General features: G+C 47.6%; 15 protein-coding genes. 7 read left to right on the top strand and 8 right to left on the bottom strand.

Features of this window, described 5'->3' with window-relative positions:
- From V7028_RS11660 to V7028_RS11690, 7 genes are all read left to right on the top strand, one after another.
- Positions 1–429, top strand: a 429-nt coding sequence (locus tag V7028_RS11660; RefSeq protein WP_334120256.1) for a hypothetical protein, incomplete at its 5' end; no start/stop codon positions are given.
- Between the two features lie 32 nt (positions 430–461).
- A complete protein-coding gene (locus V7028_RS11665; RefSeq protein ID WP_334120257.1) occupies positions 462–1,097 on the top strand; it encodes a hypothetical protein in 636 nt (211 codons plus the stop codon).
- Complete coding sequence (locus V7028_RS11670) at positions 1,081–1,722, top strand: HAD family hydrolase (RefSeq protein WP_334120258.1); 642 nt, start codon at positions 1,081–1,083, stop codon at positions 1,720–1,722. Before V7028_RS11665 ends, V7028_RS11670 begins: the two co-directional genes overlap by 17 nt.
- Complete coding sequence (locus V7028_RS11675) at positions 1,715–2,470, top strand: hypothetical protein (protein ID WP_334120259.1); 756 nt, start codon at positions 1,715–1,717, stop codon at positions 2,468–2,470. The genes V7028_RS11670 and V7028_RS11675 overlap by 8 nt, the downstream gene beginning before the upstream one ends.
- Position 2,471: 1 nt before the next feature.
- Positions 2,472–4,448: an asparagine synthase (glutamine-hydrolyzing) gene (gene asnB / locus V7028_RS11680; RefSeq protein WP_334120297.1), complete on the top strand. Its 1,977-nt coding sequence runs from the start codon at positions 2,472–2,474 to the stop codon at positions 4,446–4,448.
- Positions 4,441–5,595, top strand: a complete 1,155-nt coding sequence (locus V7028_RS11685) for a glycosyltransferase family 4 protein (protein ID WP_334120260.1) — start codon at positions 4,441–4,443, stop codon at positions 5,593–5,595. Before asnB ends, V7028_RS11685 begins: the two co-directional genes overlap by 8 nt.
- The gene (locus V7028_RS11690) at positions 5,595–6,935 is read left to right on the top strand and encodes a hypothetical protein (RefSeq protein WP_334120261.1); all 1,341 of its coding nucleotides are present in this window, start codon (positions 5,595–5,597) and stop codon (positions 6,933–6,935) included. Before V7028_RS11685 ends, V7028_RS11690 begins: the two co-directional genes overlap by 1 nt.
- Positions 6,936–7,005: 70 nt before the next feature.
- Here the strand turns inward: V7028_RS11690 and V7028_RS11695 are convergent, their stop codons facing one another.
- The 8 genes from V7028_RS11695 to V7028_RS11730 all read right to left on the bottom strand — a co-directional run bounded on the left by V7028_RS11695 (position 7,006) and on the right by V7028_RS11730 (position 17,403).
- Positions 7,006–9,810: a YjbH domain-containing protein gene (locus tag V7028_RS11695; RefSeq protein ID WP_334120262.1), complete on the bottom strand. Its 2,805-nt coding sequence runs from the start codon at positions 9,808–9,810 to the stop codon at positions 7,006–7,008.
- A 22-nt stretch (positions 9,811–9,832) separates the two neighbouring features.
- Complete coding sequence (locus tag V7028_RS11700) at positions 9,833–10,510, bottom strand: hypothetical protein (RefSeq protein WP_334120263.1); 678 nt, start codon at positions 10,508–10,510, stop codon at positions 9,833–9,835.
- A 104-nt stretch (positions 10,511–10,614) separates the two neighbouring features.
- On the bottom strand, positions 10,615–10,914 hold the full coding sequence (locus tag V7028_RS11705) for a hypothetical protein (protein ID WP_334120264.1): 300 nt from the start codon (positions 10,912–10,914) through the stop codon (positions 10,615–10,617).
- 160 nt (positions 10,915–11,074) lie between these two features.
- Complete coding sequence (locus V7028_RS11710; protein ID WP_334120265.1) at positions 11,075–12,268, bottom strand: GumC family protein; 1,194 nt, start codon at positions 12,266–12,268, stop codon at positions 11,075–11,077.
- Positions 12,269–12,283: 15 nt separating this feature from the next.
- Complete coding sequence (locus V7028_RS11715) at positions 12,284–14,650, bottom strand: SLBB domain-containing protein (protein WP_334120266.1); 2,367 nt, start codon at positions 14,648–14,650, stop codon at positions 12,284–12,286.
- 87 nt (positions 14,651–14,737) lie between these two features.
- On the bottom strand, positions 14,738–15,754 hold the full coding sequence (locus tag V7028_RS11720) for an MraY family glycosyltransferase (RefSeq protein WP_334120267.1): 1,017 nt from the start codon (positions 15,752–15,754) through the stop codon (positions 14,738–14,740).
- A gap of 412 nt (positions 15,755–16,166) precedes the next feature.
- Positions 16,167–16,499, bottom strand: a complete 333-nt coding sequence (locus V7028_RS11725) for a type II toxin-antitoxin system PemK/MazF family toxin (RefSeq protein WP_334120268.1) — start codon at positions 16,497–16,499, stop codon at positions 16,167–16,169.
- Complete coding sequence (locus V7028_RS11730) at positions 16,405–17,403, bottom strand: lipase family protein (protein ID WP_334120269.1); 999 nt, start codon at positions 17,401–17,403, stop codon at positions 16,405–16,407. Before V7028_RS11730 ends, V7028_RS11725 begins: the two co-directional genes overlap by 95 nt.
- Between the last annotated feature and the right edge of the window lie 148 nt (positions 17,404–17,551).

The raw sequence follows: 17,551 nt of genomic DNA on the forward strand, positions 1-17,551 counted from the left end.
AACGTAAACTATACCGATCTGATTGAAAACTCTGTGACATTGAAAAGAATTCTCACCATAGAAGATGACCCTTCAAAACAGGCCAGATTTGGATCGACAGAAAATATAGAGTACGACCTGCATTTTTTATTTGGACACGGATTAGACACCACGAACTTCCAATCAATAGCTGCGAATGGACTTGCATTTCTCATATACTCCTTTGGAATTTTTGGAACTCTGATGCTATCAGGAATGACAGTATATTTATCACAAACAAAATTATCGACTTTAGTTATCGTCGCTTTTTCTCTAACGACATTTCCTATGTTCTCATACATGTTTTATTGGGTTTTTCTAGCTTGGATAATATCAGGGTCTAACAACCGAGCAACAACCTTTCATTTACAACAATCACAACCATCAAAAAGCTATAAAATCATTTCTTAAGAATTTTTTTAGCAATATCACAATAATCAATCATGAAAATACTTGCGCATCGAGGAAAATGGAAATCAAACGAGGAGAAAAACTCAATCACTTCTCTTCTTAACTCTTTTAAATTTGGCATGGGAGTAGAAACAGACGTAAGAGATTGTAATGGCAGAATAGTAATATCACACGATCCGCCAAGAGATTTAATCTCAACATCCTTAGATGAACTTCTTGAGAATATGTCCACTGAAGACAAGAATTTTTTCATAGCATTAAATATCAAATCAGATGGCATACAACGCTCTCTTCTCACGTTGCTGAATAATCACAAAATAAATAATTTTTTTGTCTTTGATATGGCTATACCAGATATGCTCGAGTATCGAAAACTTAATATTCCCTATGCAACTCGGTTAAGCGAATACGAAAATCCCAACGATCTCACAGAAGACGCAGACTGGATATGGTTGGATTCTTTTCAGAAGGACTGGTTTGATAGGAATTTTCTTATCGCATGGCTAAATAAGGACAAAAAGATAGCGGTTGTATCACCAGAGCTACATGGAAGATCACATACTCCTGTTTGGGAAATTCTAAAAGAATTTCACAACCATCCTAATCTCTATCTTTGTACTGACTTAATTGAAGAATCAGAGAGGTATTTTCATGAAAACCAATATTAAAGCAATAATATTCGACATGGACGGAGTTCTGATAGATGCAAAAGATTGGCATTATGAGGCCCTCAATCGTGCATTAACTTTATTTGGAATGGAAATAAACCGTTATGATCATTTAGTTACATATGATGGTCTTCCGACACGAAAGAAACTAGAGATGTTGAGTATTGAACGTGGCCTGCCTGTTTCTCTGCACACATTTCTAAATGATTTAAAACAGATCTATACAATGGAGATTACTGCAACTCGATGTCGACCAAGTTTTCAGCATCAATATGCACTTCATAAGTTAAAAGATTCAGGGTATCGTATTGCTGTTTGCTCGAATTCGGTTCGAGCCTCAATTAATCTGATGCTACAAAAATCCTCACTTTCGCAATATATTGATTTTTCTTTATCCAACGAAGACGTGAAAAACAGCAAACCAGACCCGGAAATATATCTAAAAGCCATATCCAAACTTAACATTTCGCCACAAGAATGTTTAATTGTAGAAGACAATCCGAATGGAATAGCAGCAGCGCGCGCCTCGAAATCTCATGTCTTGGAAGTCAATTCAGTACATGATGTAAATTTAAGCAATATTCAATCTGCTATTATCAAAGCCGAAGAGGAATCAAATGCTTAATGTTATTATTCCAATGGCCGGAATATCAAAAATCGCTGATGATCTTGAATATCCCTACCCATCGCCGCTAATAGAGATTAATGGAAGACCATTGATCCAACTTGTGATCGAAAATATCAAAAGTTTAGCTTCGAATATAAACTTCATAGTGATTCTACGCGAGGATGACTGTCGAAGATTTCATCTAGATAGCACTATTCAACTTTTAACATCTAAGGATATAAAAATCGTTCGACTTAAACAGGAGACGGCTGGCGCGCTTTGCTCCACTTTGCTCGCCGTTGACTATTTTTCCACTGATGAACCATTGCTAATAACGAATTCCGATCAACTTTTTGAGAACAATTCACTATCCAAAATTATGACGGAAATTAATAGAATTTCACCAGATGCGGCTTGCCCTATTATTGAATCAGTTCACCCAAGATGGTCTTATGCTCGGATTATTGACAATAACATCATAGAGACAGCAGAGAAAAATCCGATTAGTTGCAACGCCATTCCCGGTTTTTACTATTTCAAAAGTGGTTTTCAATTCGCCAATCTAGCAATGCGAACTATTATTAATGGACGTCACACCGAAGGTCGATACTATACTTCTGCAGTACTAAATGAATATATTTTAGAAAACTTGAATGTGTGTGCAATTCCGATTTGCAATGACGACTACGTTTCTTTTTTCACTGCACAAAGAGTACTTGACTACGAAAGACGCTCTACTAAAGATAACAAATACGGCTTGGTTTAATATGTGTGGAATAGTCGGGTTTATATCAGCAAAAACACCAGTTAAATTTGACATCAATGAATCACTTGAAAAGATGTGTCAAGCACTCAAGAATAGAGGTCCAGACGCCGGAGGTGCTTGGGTAGATAATACATATGGTGTAGGCTTGGGTCATCGTCGCCTAGCAATTTTAGATGTTAGTCCGGCAGGTTCCCAGCCTATGACATCCTCCAATGGACGTTATGTTTTAGCATTTAATGGTGAAATTTATAATCACCGAGAATTAAGAAAATCACTATCTTCGCTGGAATTATCTCGTTTTAAGTCATCTAAACTTGAAAATTACGACATCATATGGAATGGCCAATCAGACACAGAAACAATACTTGCATGCATTGAAAGATGGGGCATTAAAACTACCTTAGAGAAAGCCAATGGAATGTTCGCGATCGCATTGTGGGATCGAGCTAATTGTTCGCTTACCTTAGCCAGAGATAAATTCGGAGAGAAACCCTTGTACTACGGGTGGCAAGGAAAAGGAAGTGAATCGGTCTTCCTCTTTGGATCCGAGCTCTCTGCTTTAAAATGTCATCCAGTTTTTGAGTCTAATATAAATAGAGATTCAGTATCTTTGTTTATGCGCCACAATTGCGTGGGTGGGGAGAACTCCATCTATAGTGGAATTCAAAAGCTTCAGCCTGGCCACTACCTTACGGTGTCGAACAAATCACACACCCTAGAACCAAAAGCATGGTGGTCATTATCCAATATAATCATGCAAGGCGTTAGACAACCCTTTTTGGGCTCTTTGGAAGACGCTACTAATAAGCTAGAGGAACTACTTAATAATGCAGTTTCAATGCAAATGATTGCAGATGTTCCTTTAGGAGCATTTCTATCCGGCGGCGTCGACTCCTCCACCATTGTTGCATTAATGCAAGCGCAGTCTAGCAGGCCTGTGCGCACCTTTAGCATTGGTTTTCACGAGATAGGGTATAACGAAGCAGAGCATGCTAAAGCAGTTGCAAGTCACTTGGGAACAGACCACACAGAGTTATATATAACCCCAGAGCAGGCATTGGCTGTAATTCCACAACTGCCCTCACTTTATTCTGAACCCTTTGCAGACTCATCTCAAATACCTACTTATCTGGTTAGTCATCTGGCACGACAACACGTTACCGTTTCGCTTTCCGGAGACGCTGGAGATGAGTTATTTTGCGGCTACACGCGATACCAAGTGACGGCACGTCTTTGGGGAAAAATTTCGTGCTTGCCTGGACCACTCAGGAAAATTGCAGCTTGGCTTATCAAATCGTTTCCGCCACACAGTTGGGACAAACTTGGTAGGTTACTGTCAGTATCAAGGGCGGGGGATAAACTACACAAAGGAGCTGATCTTCTAAACAGCGCATCTGTAAATGAATTGTATAAAGGAATGGTATCTCATTGGAGTGATCCTGCCAGTTTAGTGATAGGATCAACCGAGCCGGCAACGGCACTAACCAACTCTTTGGATGCGCTAAAGGAATTAGGAGACGTCGAGAGAATGATGGCGCTGGACATGCTTACTTACTTGACCGATGACATTCTTGTAAAGGTGGATCGTGCTGCCATGGGAGTAAGCCTTGAAACACGAGTCCCCTTCCTTGACCACAATGTGGTTGAATTTGCGTGGTCTTTACCCCTAGAATATAAATTACGAAACGGTGTCACAAAATGGCCATTGCGACAAGTGTTATATAGACATGTGCCGCAGAAATTGATTGAACGACCGAAAATGGGGTTCGGCGTACCAATAGACCAGTGGTTGCGTGGGCCGTTACGTGACTGGGCGGAGTCTCTGCTATCAGATTCACGATTGCGAGCTGATGGTTTCTTTAGACCTGAACCTATTCGACAAAAATGGCAGGAACATTTGTCTGGGCAACGTAACTGGCAGAATCACCTTTGGAGTGTGCTCATGTTCCAAGCTTGGCTAGAACATCAAAATGACTAATCGAAAAATTGCTTATATAGTAAATCATGTGGCATTTTTCGTGTCGCACCGCTTACCGCTAGCTATTGGGGCCAAGAGTGCGGGTTTTGATGTCGCTCTGTTCACTGGACAACCCGGTAGTGATTTAATGGAGGGCGAAGCAGTTAAAAAACTTGCTGAAGAGTACATTCCACACAAACGAGCAATATTCCGAAGCTCAGGATTAAATCCACTCATAGAACTTTTGGGATTATTACAAATTGTAATATTCTTATTAAAGTTTAGGCCCGATATAGTTCACTGCGCTTCTCCGAAAGGAGTTCTTTATGGTGGCATTGCAGCGCGAATTTGTAGAGTTCCGGGCTTAGTATTGGCCGTATCTGGCATGGGGTATGCGTACACGAAAGGCTCAGAGAAACGTTGGACAAGAATTTGTATTAGACAAATCTACGGTTTTTTGGCGAAGCTAGCTTTTAGTCATCAGAATCTAAAAGTCATAGTTCAGAATAAAGATGACTATTTATCATTGATTAACTCTAAACTAGTAAAGAAATCTAGCTTGACTCTTATCCCTGGCTCCGGAGTTGATTTATCTCTATTTAATAATTGCCTTCCGGACAAGAAAAAACATATTGTTTTACTTCCGGCTCGTATGCTTAAGGACAAAGGCGTGTCGGAGTTTGTATCTGCTGCACGAAAAATTAGAATAATTGAACCGGAATGGCGGTTTGTTTTAGCCGGTGCAGCTGACTATAAAAATCCATCATCCATCTCTCAAACAGACCTTCGGAACTGGCAGATAGAAGGTATAGTGGAATGGATAGGTCACGTGGATAACATGGTGCCGTGGTTCCGAGACGCAGCTTTGGTCTGTCTTCCTTCCTACCGAGAGGGTATGCCAAAATCACTTCTAGAAGCGGCGGCCGCGTGTTGTGCAATCGTAACCACCGATGTGGTTGGCTGTCGAGAAGCGATTGAGCCAGCCGTAACCGGAGACCTGGTGCCAGCGCATGATATCGATGCCCTGACCGAAACGTTGCTTTTGCTTATTCAGGACAAAAGCCGCCGCCAAACCTACGGTAAAAACGGTCGAGAGAGAGCTCTCAGGCTTTACTCTATTCATTCAGTAGTAAATCAAACCACACAAATCTATAAAGGGTTATTTTGATGAATAGCTCCAAGGGAAAGCTAATTCTGCTTGAGTTAAATGAAATAAACTTTGATGTAGTTAATAAATACCTGGATTTACATGCCAATAGATTTCCGGCACTCAAATCCATACTTGCCGGCCCATGGATAAGGACAACCTCTGAAAACAAGTATGAAGAGTTAGAACCATGGATACAATGGCCGTCGGTGCACACAACAAAAACTTACGCTGAACATGGTGTGTTTCGCTTAGGGGATATTGTTTATTCCGATACACCCCAAATATTTGAAAAATTGGAAGATGCTGGCTTTAAAGTCGGTGTAGTTTCGGCAATGAACGCTGCGAACCGACTCAAGAACCCCGCATACTTTATTCCAGATCCTTGGACTCAAACACCACCCGATTCATCCTGGTGGAGTAGATCATTGAGTGAAGCTATATCCCAAGCAGTAAACGACAATGCGCAGGCTACAATTAGTTTGAAATCAAAGTTTCGGCTAGCTCTTGGATTACTTCGCTTTGCTCGGATCTCCCATTACTCAAAATATCTATCCTTAATTATTAAAAGCAGAAAAAAACCTTGGCTGAAAGCATTAGTACTTGATTTATTTTTACACGATTTTCACTGGAGTATTTTTAAATCAAAAAATCCCAATTTCTCCACGTTATTTTTGAATGCTGGCGCCCATATACAGCATCATTATTTTTTTAACTCGATCCCATTACGAAAGGATTTAACTGAACGAAATCCAGAATGGTATGCAAAAAGTAACAATGACCCTTTAGCAGATGCGCTGGATTTATATGATTTGATTATAGGTGAGTATTTCTCTCGCTCTGATATAGATATAGTATTAGCTACCGGACTAGCACAAAAACCATACAACCAAGTTAAGTTCTACTATAGACTACAGTCACACTCCGATTTTCTTAAAGATTTAGGCATAAACTTCAGTAGAGTTTTCCCGCGGATGACCAGAGACTTCCTTGTTGAATTTGACAACGAAAATCAAGCTATTGAAGCCAAGAGAATATTATCGAGTGTGGTAGTGCAGAACGAAGGGTTGCAGCTATTTGGAGAAATCGACTACCGTGGCACTAGCTTATTTGTGACATTGACGTACCCCAATGAGATTAACAGTAACACGCTTTATACGAGAGGTAATCGAACAGAGCATTTGTTGCCTAGAGTAACCTTTGTGGCAATCAAAAACGGAACTCACCAAGCAGAGGGCTTTGCATTCTTTACGCCAGGAATTTTATCGCATGCTCCATCCAACTTATCCCATGTCGCATGTTTAGGAATGACTATCATGAAATACTTTGGCCTAAACGCATCGGAAAGACCACCGCACTGATTAATCGAAAAATCACCTGCACAGTGCAAACAAAAAAATAAACATGAGATCCTCATAACCATAGAAAAAACTAGGGCCGATAGTTCAGTATTTTAGGGTTGCGCACTTTGGCTTCACTGTACAAACTCAGTGGTCGAATCAATTTAGCACCACCATCTCGCGTCAGCGGTCGCCATAAAAACTGTGCATCTCCGGGAATAGATTTCGTAAAGAAAGCACTGAACGGAATTGACACGTAAATTCCTTTGTCAAAACTTCCCTCACCAAAGTCTTCCGCACTTACATTGGTGCGCGTGGCGAATGCGCCCATGCGCACACCGCTGTTGAATTCCCGGGAAACATCCACTGTTACCCCTTTATCCCCAGCCAAGTACTGCCCCGCGCTAACCGTGGCCAGTATGTCTTCAATGCCGGTGTCCACGTATGCAGTAATGTGGCCGGTATTCACTTCATATTCCTGCAAATCAAAGTCTTGCTCAAAGGCCCGCTGGCGCACTTTGTTTACGTCTACGCCCAAGGCAAACCGCCCATTGAATGGCCGGTACAAATATTCACCACCCACACCTGCAAACATTTGTTCAAGCAAACCACCATACACGCTGTAGTAATGCCCTTCGCTTAGTTTGCCCATGTGCATCAAATTCAGATTGGGAATGGTTAGGTCGGAAGTAATGGCGTATTCACGAAGATTGGTTCGCACCTGTGGCAAACGGCTAACACCTGCTTGTTTGAATTTCTCGTAATTGTCCGCAAGGCGATAAGCCAGGCGCCCATCAAGCCAGGTGCTTTCACTAAAATTAATTCGTGTGTCGTTGGCCAACAGGAACTGGTACAAATAACCATCGGCACCGCCAATCAGCTGGCGGTAACCCAAAGCCACTGTGTTGTTGAACCGTTTCAACGGTTCTTGGTGCAATGTGCGGTAAGGGAAGTTGTACCCCTCAATGGCGGCTTGGTCGGGGTAATCTTCTGTTGCTTGCGGATCATATTCAGTGCGGCGGGAAACAAACTTGTCACGATCAATTACATGTTCGCCCATGGTGGTGCCATTGCGTTCATAACGCATGCTGAACCATTTAATGTCTTCAGGCAGGTTTTGGTGCAGCACTTCTGCAGCGCGGTCCAGGCTTTGGTTGTAATAAGCTGCATCGCCGTTGCGTACATTCAGCTTTACTTCGCTACCGCGTTGTTCAACCTGGCTTACTTTCCAGTCGGTTTGTTGTTCCAGTTGCTTCAGTGTTTTTTCCCAGCTTACGCTGTTGGCGCGTGGGCCTGTTGTAACTTGCAGTGGCTTGGCTTCAGTAATTTTGGGTGTGTTGAAGGTACTTAAATTTTCAAACAGGCTAAGCCCAACACTTAGGGTGTTGCCACGTTCCATGCCCAAATGCAAATTAACGGAATCGGAAATCTTGTACACAACACCGAAGTTGATTCGACTGTCTTGAACCTGCGGGTTTGATAGTGGTTCACTTTGGTAGTTGTTTCCATCGTACTCAACTTTCACCACCAGGTTGTCAATCGGTGTGTGCCACTGCACACCACCAAACAGCGATGTGCGGCCACGAAAATAGGTTCCAGCGGAAAGTTGACCACCCTGCGCCGAATCAACTGTTGGGCGATTGTCAAACTTGTTTGAAATAAAACCCAAGGGGTTGCCATAATCGCCAGCAGCACCCAAATAACCCCAACCCAAGCCCAGCGATGCATCAAAATTTCCAAAGCGTTTGTTGGCCACCAGGTATTCACTGGCAAACAGGGCGGTGCCGCCTACATCGTTCAAGCCAATTGCAATTTCAGGAAAGTAAGCACTTTCTTTCCACAAACGTAGTTTGGCATCAATGTTTTTATCAAGGTACTTTTGGTCGCCACTAAAATCTTGCGGACCAAAATCACGGTTCGTAATTTTTGTGTAGCGAAACCCGCCTTCTAGCCAGTCGAATGGCTGCAAAATAAAGCTGTAGCGGCTATAGGGTTCAACGCGGCTAAGCGTTACGCTGGCGCTACCAGCTTCCCGCATGCGGGCAGTTGGGGTTTGCATTAAACCCACCCAGCCAAATGTGCTGCTGCTAACCGGTAAGTTGCGAAGGGGCCGCTTGCTGGCCGCTTCAGCAAATGCTTGTGAATTGTGGGTTTTGGTTTGTATTGCAGCGGGAACAAATGCATTGCCCTGCGTGGCCAGAAAATTTGCCAACTGTTGTTGCGTGCTGGCATTCAAGGTGCTGCGCCGTGAAGGGGCCAACAACCAAGCCCCGGGCATGGGCGCTATTGGGTTGGTGGCATTCCACAAACCCACATTCAACTGCTGTACTTCACCGGTGGGTTGTACAAGCCACAACACATCAATGGCATAGGCAGCACACGATTCTGCGTAGGCCAGCGCTGCCACACCAGCTTGGTACGGCAGCTGGCACAGCCCTTCGTCAGTTAGCACCGCCAGTGAATGGGCAACAGGGGGTAGTACAAGGCTGTCGCCCGGTGCCAACACCGGGTTCAGGTTGGGCCGCATTTCAAGAAAATCAGCATCCGCGCTTTGCAATACCAAACGCCCGGTGGCGGGCAGTGCATTCACCAATTCAGCATAAGGGTTGGCTTGGCCAGCTTTGGTGTGCATGAGCAGGCTGGTTAGCAATTGGGTGCGTTGTAATTTCTGTTGTGCCAACAAGCCAGGTTTGTTCAACACAAGCGGAGGCAAATACCCCTGCCCGGCTTGCAGCACGGTGGGCAACAAGTTGTTGCGCCGCAGATAAACCGACAGGCGCTCACCGGCCTGTACATTCGGCAATTCCGGAGAAGCCGTTACGGGTGGGGCAGACCACGCAGGCAAGGAAAGTGTGGCAAAAACCAGCGCCGCTGCGCATTGTGCATACGTGTTCATACTGCGTTTCAATTTCATGGTTTCACAGGTTTTGCGCTGCGGTGCGCCTTAGGTATTCAATGCAATAGTTGGGGGTGGGGCAATGCTGGCCATACACCCAGCCGGGTTGCCCTTTTACAGTACCCAATACTTGCAAATTGTTGTTGAATTCGGCAGCAGGCCCAGCCACCGTGTTTATACCTTGCCAGGCTTGCAAACTGAAGCCTGCTTGTTTGGCTGCTCGCTTCATCAGCGGTGTGCTTTTCAGGTTCAATGTTTCCGCTGGCAAGGGGTTTAACTGCTGCTTTAACTGGTACACACCACCACTGGGTGAATTTAACACCCATGAAACAGGTTCGCCCTGTGCATTGCGCTGTACATCGGCTTGTTGCAGAACCTTGGGCACACCTTCGCTGCCCACTACTAAACCGCCTTGGGTACGCAGCACCTCCAGTGAAGCACTGACCCAGGTTTCAACCGGGATGCCACCGCCCGCAGGCTGGTCGACTGTGGCCAGCACCATCAAAGCGCGGGCTGAGGGTGAAACCACTTCAAGGTAAACATAGCGGGGGTCTAGCGGCTGCGCAGCGTAACCGCCAGAAAATGCGCTACTGTAATAGGCCTTAACGCCTTCAACAGCTGTGCCACCGATATTGGAGCACGATTGCAAAACCGGAATAAATGCCAGCAAGAAAACCAGCCGAAAAGCCAAGCGCTGCATGGTTTGGGTTATCCGAAAATAATTAGAACAATTTGGATTGAACTACTCAAAACAAAAAAGACCCTAAGGGGGCCTTTTTTGGGTACGGCATAGACAGCAGCTATTTAATTGCTGGTGCTTGTCGCGGTAGTCGTGGCAGCCACCGCGCTGTTGTCGTTGGCAACAGAGACAGCCACCGCCAAACCGATAGCACCTGCTGTGGCAGCAGCTACACCTAAACCACCAGCTGCTGCACCAGCGCCAACACCAACACCGCCTGCTGCACCAGCACCGGCGCCACCCGCTGCACCACCTGAAGCTGTGCCGCCTGCCGCACCGCCAGATGCCTCAACACCAGTTGGGGACTGGGCAATGGCAACACCGCTAAACGCCAACATGGAAATAATGGCCAAAAACTTCTTCATAGAATTCTCCCTACCTAATTAGGATTTATAAACGCGCGTTTTTAGAAGTTACAACAAATTTAACAGACGCGCTACCTTTCAAAAGCTTATTTCAAGCCAAAAACAACCATCAACCAATTTTGGTGGGGGTTACGGCAATAACCGCCGAAAAGCGCGGGCCTTAGCCTTTGAAGCCCCATGCCTTTTTTAAAGCCAGCAAGCCTTGTTTGCTTTCTTCATTGTTGGCGGCTTTTCGCAAGGCAGCACGCAAAAATGCAATAAGAACCGCCAAAAACCCCGCAGCCAGCACAGTGGCTAACACGATAATTGCTTTTTTAGGTTTGCTTTTGCGTTCAGGCGGTACAGCGGCATCCAATTGCTGCACGTTGCCACCGTCTTTCGCCTCATCTACTTTGGCCAGTTCAAACTGTTTGGCCATGATCTCGAACACAGCTTCTTGGTACTTTACCTCGCGCAGGGCGCGAACGTATTCAAGGCCTTGTTCAGGCAAGTTACCGGCTGAAACAAGGCCCAGTTCACCGCCACTGCCGCCTTTGTCAAGCTTCTTTAATTCAGCACGCAAGCCATTCAATTCAGCCACCACGCGGCGGTAATCTGAATTCTCGGCTGTGGCAAAGGTGCGCATGGCACTAAGTTGCACTTCACGCTGGGCAATTTCGGCACGTAAGCGGGCCACCGCACCAATGGTGGCTTCGGCCTGGCTTTTCAGTTCAACAAGGCCTGTGCGTTCTTGTGTTTCTTTTAACGCCACTTCGGCATCAGAAAGTTCTTCTTTGGCCTTGGCAAACTGGTCTTCAAAGAACTGGCGGCGCTGTTGGGCCTCTGTTACAGCAACACGGGTCATCAAGCCCTTCAGCACTTCGTAGTACGCATTGGCCACATTGGCTGCAAACTTGGGGTCTTTGTCGTCTACCTCGATGGTAATAACATTCGACTTTTTGTCGCTGCTTACCCGCACAACTTCATCCAATGTTGTGTAAACGTCTTCACGCAAATCGGCTTCGTAGTAATTCACCAAATCGAACTGATCAATTATTAGGTCTTTCGCGCTGCGGCTTTTCAGCATAGCCATTACCGTGTCGGCGGTTGTGCCCCCCGCGCTAACACCAGCCAAACCTGCCAAACCACCCAAGCTGGCCAGCGCGGCGGCCGCTGCCCCGCCACCACTGCCGCTTTGCGGCGGCAACAGTGTGGTTTTCGCCGTGAATATGGGGGTAAGCAGCAGGCTGACAACAATAGCCACAATGCCTGCCACAAAGGGCAAACCGAAAATCAGCTTTTTTTCTTCGCCAAGGGTGGTGGCCAGTTCCACAAGGCTGATTTCGTCGTCGTAGGAATCAATATTCGAGTTCATGCTTGTGGCCTCGGCTTAATCTTTGATGGCGTTAACAGAAGCCGCACCCAAACCAATCTGGAACAGAATTTGGGAATAATCAAGCAGGGTTTTTGTCAGCGACACGCGTTCGAAATCTTCAGGCACATAAATGGCATCGCCGGGCAAGGCACGCTTGCCATACAAGCCACTGACAAACGGCACCCAACCTTGCTGGGCACTGTCCACTTTGCCGTTGGCGCGAATTACGAAGATGGAACCTTTGTCGGAACCCTTGGCTGCGCCGCCTGCCATGCCCAGGTAATCAAACACGGTATTGCCAGATTCAAACGCATAAGCACCCTGGCTGTACACAGAACCAAACACCACAATTTGCCCCGGCACGGCGGGAATGGAAACAACATCGCCATCGACCAATTCTAGCGGCGGCACCTCAGCAATACTCATGGCATTGGGTTTAATGTCCAGCACCACCCGGCCATCGGGTTTCAAATTACGCAAACGCTGCAGGTAAGCACGCTGGGTTTCAGCCTGCTTTTGTGCATTGGCTGCATCGGCTGCGCTAAAGGCAGAAGCAGTGTTGCTGGCCTGGGCAGACACCAGCATGCGCTCGGCCTGATCAAGCGCTTTTTGTTTTTGTATTTCCTGTTCAGCCACAATTGAACGGCGGCTAAGCTTGACACCAAACAAATATGCATCCTCGGCCAGACCACCGGCTTTTACAATCACGTCCCGAAGGGTTTCACCGGGCGCAATTTGGTAATAACCGGGGGCTTTTACTTCGCCGGTCACTTTGATCAGTGCGGTTTTTCTGGATTGAGGTATTTCTGCATCATTCGCGCTGAAAATGGTCACCACATCGCCTGCCTGCAACAGCAGGTTTTGGCTGGGGTCGCCAGCCATGGCTTTGCGCAGGTTAAAGGGTATTAGCGTGGTTTGAAGTTCTTTCCGGTCCAGGCGCTCGACCACAGCGTAATCCCAGTTAATTTGGGAAAGCAGACTGGTGATGGTGTCTTCAAGCACTTCAATTTTTTGTTCGCCTTTCTCGCCTTCGTCTGTCTTGCTAAAAAGCTTGGAATCGTCCAGGCCAAGTTGGCTTTGCAACTTGGGATCGCTTACCGCTTTGCGTGCCTCGCCTTTGTTGAACTGAACTAGCGCCCCTTTCTTTTTGAAATAACTGTCTTGAATTAGCGCATCAGTGTTGGGCACCAGGTCGGCAATGCGCATGCCTTCGAAATAGGGGTAACGCGCGGCGGCGGCCACATTGCCTTTCAGGGTTACGGCATTGGCAAATTCATGACGGGCTTGGAACAGGGTAACAATGTCGCCGTCTTGCAGGGTGGCCTGGTTCAATGCGCGGCTGTAGCTAAGTTGCTCCACGGCGCGCGGTGCTTTGGGATTGGCAACATTGAAGCCTTCGATAAGAACCGTGTCTTGTCGAAGCAGGGTTCGATCTACCCCGGAAATTTCAAGTATGTCGATCAAGTTTTCGCCGGGTTTCATTTCAAAAATTGCAGCAGATGGGCTGTCGATGTTCAATGCCACGCGCGCACCCACTTGGCCTACAAGAATAACGTCGCCAGCACGCAGTTTGCGGTCGCCGTTCAGTTCGCCTTTGCGCAACAGGTCGTAAAGATCGAAGGTGGCCACTGTTTCGCCACCACGCTTTAACTGCACATTCCTGAAGCTGCCATTGATGCCAGGCTGCGCCACGGAAAACACCACCGAGGCCAATGTGCTGGTGCTGCTTACTGTGTGCAGGCCGGGGGCCAAGGCCTGCCCCGCCACATATATGTTGACCCCGCTGAGCTTGCCCAGCGTGGCGCTTAGATTGAAGTTTTTGTAGTACTTGCTGATTTCAGCAATAAGAAACTGGTCCAGGTTGCGAGCCCGCACACCAGCAACAGGAAAGGTGCCCACGGTAGGAATGGTGAGTTGCCCGTCGCGGTCAACAATGGCTGTGTGGTTTACATCGATGGCGCCCCATACCCGCACCAAAATCTGGTCGCCAGCACCAATTTCATAGTCTGCGGACACCGGGGTATTGGAAGCACCGCCCAAGGAGAATTCTTTTTGAAGTGCACTGCTGCCAAACGGATAGAGCAGCTTGCCGGTGTTTTCAAACACGAACCGCTGGAATGGACTTAATTCACGATCAGGTAGCGCTTTGGGCTTGTCGGCTTTGGATGAATCAGAATCAGACTCCGCTTTGTCTTCCCGGCCTTGAATGGTCTTAAAACGGTTCAGTTCTTTGTCGGTAAGGCCCCTGCTGGGGAGCTGGTTTGATTCTTCAGAAAAACCGGAACGATCAGTAAAACCTGACAAGCCAGAAGAAGGTTGTTGCTGCGCAAACACACCGCCCGCGAACAGCAAGGCACCAAGGAACACAAGAACGCGATTCATGCAAACAAATTCCAGGGAATTAAACAAATTGATTAAAGCTGCCAAAGCAGATGCACCCAATACTATCAGAAGGATTGGGGCTTGCCGTTAATGAGCCAGGCGCACGGGCTTTTGGAAAAAAATACCCAGCCGAACCATGCGGCGATAGGCGCGCTGATAAACAAAGAAACTGAGCACCAGCCAAGCCCCCACCATGCCCAGGCTTTCCGGCCAGAAAATTGCGCCCAGCATGGGCACTGCGGAATAAACCCACATGAAGGGGGATGTCATGGCGTTGCGCTGCCACGCAGGTGCATTGGGCATTAATTTGCGAGACACCACGCGGCGATAAATCAAACTGTGCAGGTGTGACGCATCTGGGGTGCCGGGGCTGCGCCTGCGCTTGCGGCCAAGCCTGCGATACACACTGAACAGGGTTTCAATGAAAGGATAGCCACACACCAGCAGCATGGCCCATGGGCTGACGGCACCCACATTGCGAACGGCAAGTGCAACCGCCAAAACGGCCACAAAATAACCCAGGGAGTAGGCGCCGGCGTCGCCGAGAAAAACCAGGCCTTTCGGGAAATTGAGAAACATGAAACCCAACACGACTGCAACGCCGCCCAAGGCAAGGTTAAGCACAACGAAATCGTCTACGCGAAATGCGATGGTCGCCAAGGTAAGCAGCATAAGCACCACCACACCACTGGCCAAACCGTTGAAGCCATCAATAATATTCACGCTATTGGCAATACCGGAAACGGCAAACGCGGTGAACAAGATACCAATGGGTGCCAAGGCCAACAGAAAATCGACACCGGGCAAGCTCACGCTGCTGATCCAGTAGCCACTGAGCAGGGCAAATGCGAAACCGCTGAGGGCTGTGGCAAGCAAGCGTGCCATGACCGATACTTTTTTGGTGATGTCCTCAATCAAACCGGCACCGAAGGCGGGCAGCGACCCCAGCAAGATCAACCCTAGAAGGTGCCGCGTTTCCTCGCCCAGCGCGGTGTGGCTGGGCAGTGCCCACCAGGTGCCAACAGCCCCTGCCAGCAGGGCAATACCGCCGATGCGCGGGGTGGGAATGGTGTGGAACTTTTGAACGCCACATGTGCCGTCCATACTGAATGCGCCGTGCCAGCGCTTAGTGGCAACAATTAAAATGCTTGCCAAGAAGGAGCAAAAAAGCCCTGTTACTGCTGCTGGCCAAAAGACTTGGAATGTCTCGAGGTTTTGCATGTTGCTCCCGATTTATAAATTGCCCGGCCTACTTAAAGCGACCCGCTTGTTGAAACTATTTAACTTCAAAGGTGCAACTTGCTTTCCAATATTAAAGTGCACAATTGTGCACCTGCAACATGGCAGTTTTATTACCAACAACAGCCCTTCAGTATAGCACCACCAATGCGTTTGGTTAATTTTTGTAAAACTTGTTGCCCGCAAGATGATACCCCGCAACATGGAATGTAGATGCGAATTTATCCCCCTATAAATGAGGGGGCGTAACTTTACGGACAGGTGGATTGTGTGCGGTTTACTTCGCAATGCCTAGAAACACTGCCAAGGTACGCTCTATTTCAATAAGCCCGTTGGCACCGATACGCCCGAAAACTGGGCCTACCTTGTCGCGCTTCACCGTGATGGCTTTATCGATCATGATTTGTGAAGTTTTTTGCAGCCCGTTTTCTTCGCTAGGTTGGACTGTTACGCGAAGCAAAGGCGCTGAGGCAAGCGCGCTTAGCCCGAAAACCACCTGAACCTGCGGTGAAAGATCACCGCCCCACCAGCTGAATGGCCTGCTTGGCCATGGCGTTGACCGATTGGTGCAGCAGCCCGAACACCCAGCGTATGGTGGCCACTGATGCATCTGCCACCATCTGGGTTGAGCGCCCAAGGTAGGCCATGACCGCATTGAGCAGGCCTTGCATTTCTTTGGCTTTTTGGTGGCTTGCCTGTGCGTACCGGGCGAGAATTTCTGCCATTTGATCGAGCACGGTGAATGCCCCTGTGCCGTATTGGCTGACGCTAAGCAGGCTGTTGGCGCCCAGCCGGGTCAACATGTCGTTGATGGCCATGTTGATCATTTTCAACAGGCGGCCACTGAGCATGGCGCCGGGCGTTTTGATCATTTGTTCAAAAGGGTGTGCATTTTGACGGTTGGCGGGGAACATGGAGTTGTAAAGGTGCTGCTGCTTGCCCTTGCTTTGGCTTTGCATTTGCGTCCAGGTGCTGTTGACCATGGTTTTGTAGCCGTTGCCCAGCATGTGTTGCATGGGGTTGATTTTCAGCATGCCGCCGTCGAGCAAATAGGTGCCGTGTACGTAGGGTGAATGCACGAAGGGAAAGCATGGAACCATGGTGACAATGTCGGCTTCATTGGCCACGCGGTATACATGTGCGGCATTGATCTTCTTGCTGAGGTGTTCTGCATAGGGCACCAGCCCTACGCGCGGGGCGGCCACGCTGTACAGGTAGGAGTTCATGCCCAGTTCGGCACAAGCGGCTGCATTGATGTTGGCCAGCGCGCCGCCCAAGCTGTGGCCCATGCAGTGCACGGCGGTGGGTTTGAAACCCAGGTTCTGTTGTTTGATAAAGGCGTTCAGTTGCTGCACGTAGCTTTTGAAGGTGTTGCCAAAGCCTTGATGTATCAAGTGCCCTGTGGGGCCGGGGGTGGACGCTGCGTTAATGTCGGTGCCCCAATCGGAAGCGGTCAAAGTGCCACGGGTGGCGATCACAATTTCAGTGGAGCGGCCGCCGTTGAGCTGAGCCATGAAACCGAAGCCACTAAGGACTGGGGTGAACAGGCTAGAGGCGGCGGTGATAATTTTGAGAGAATCCTTGTTGACAAAGGGTAACTTCACATTCACCTGCCTCCTGAACATTTGCTCACTCAGTGATTCAGTGTTGTAAGCGAAAAGA

Origin of the sequence: Limnobacter sp. (genome assembly GCF_036846585.1) — a bacterium.
In the GTDB taxonomy this organism is placed as follows: Bacteria; Pseudomonadota; Gammaproteobacteria; order Burkholderiales; family Burkholderiaceae_B; genus Limnobacter.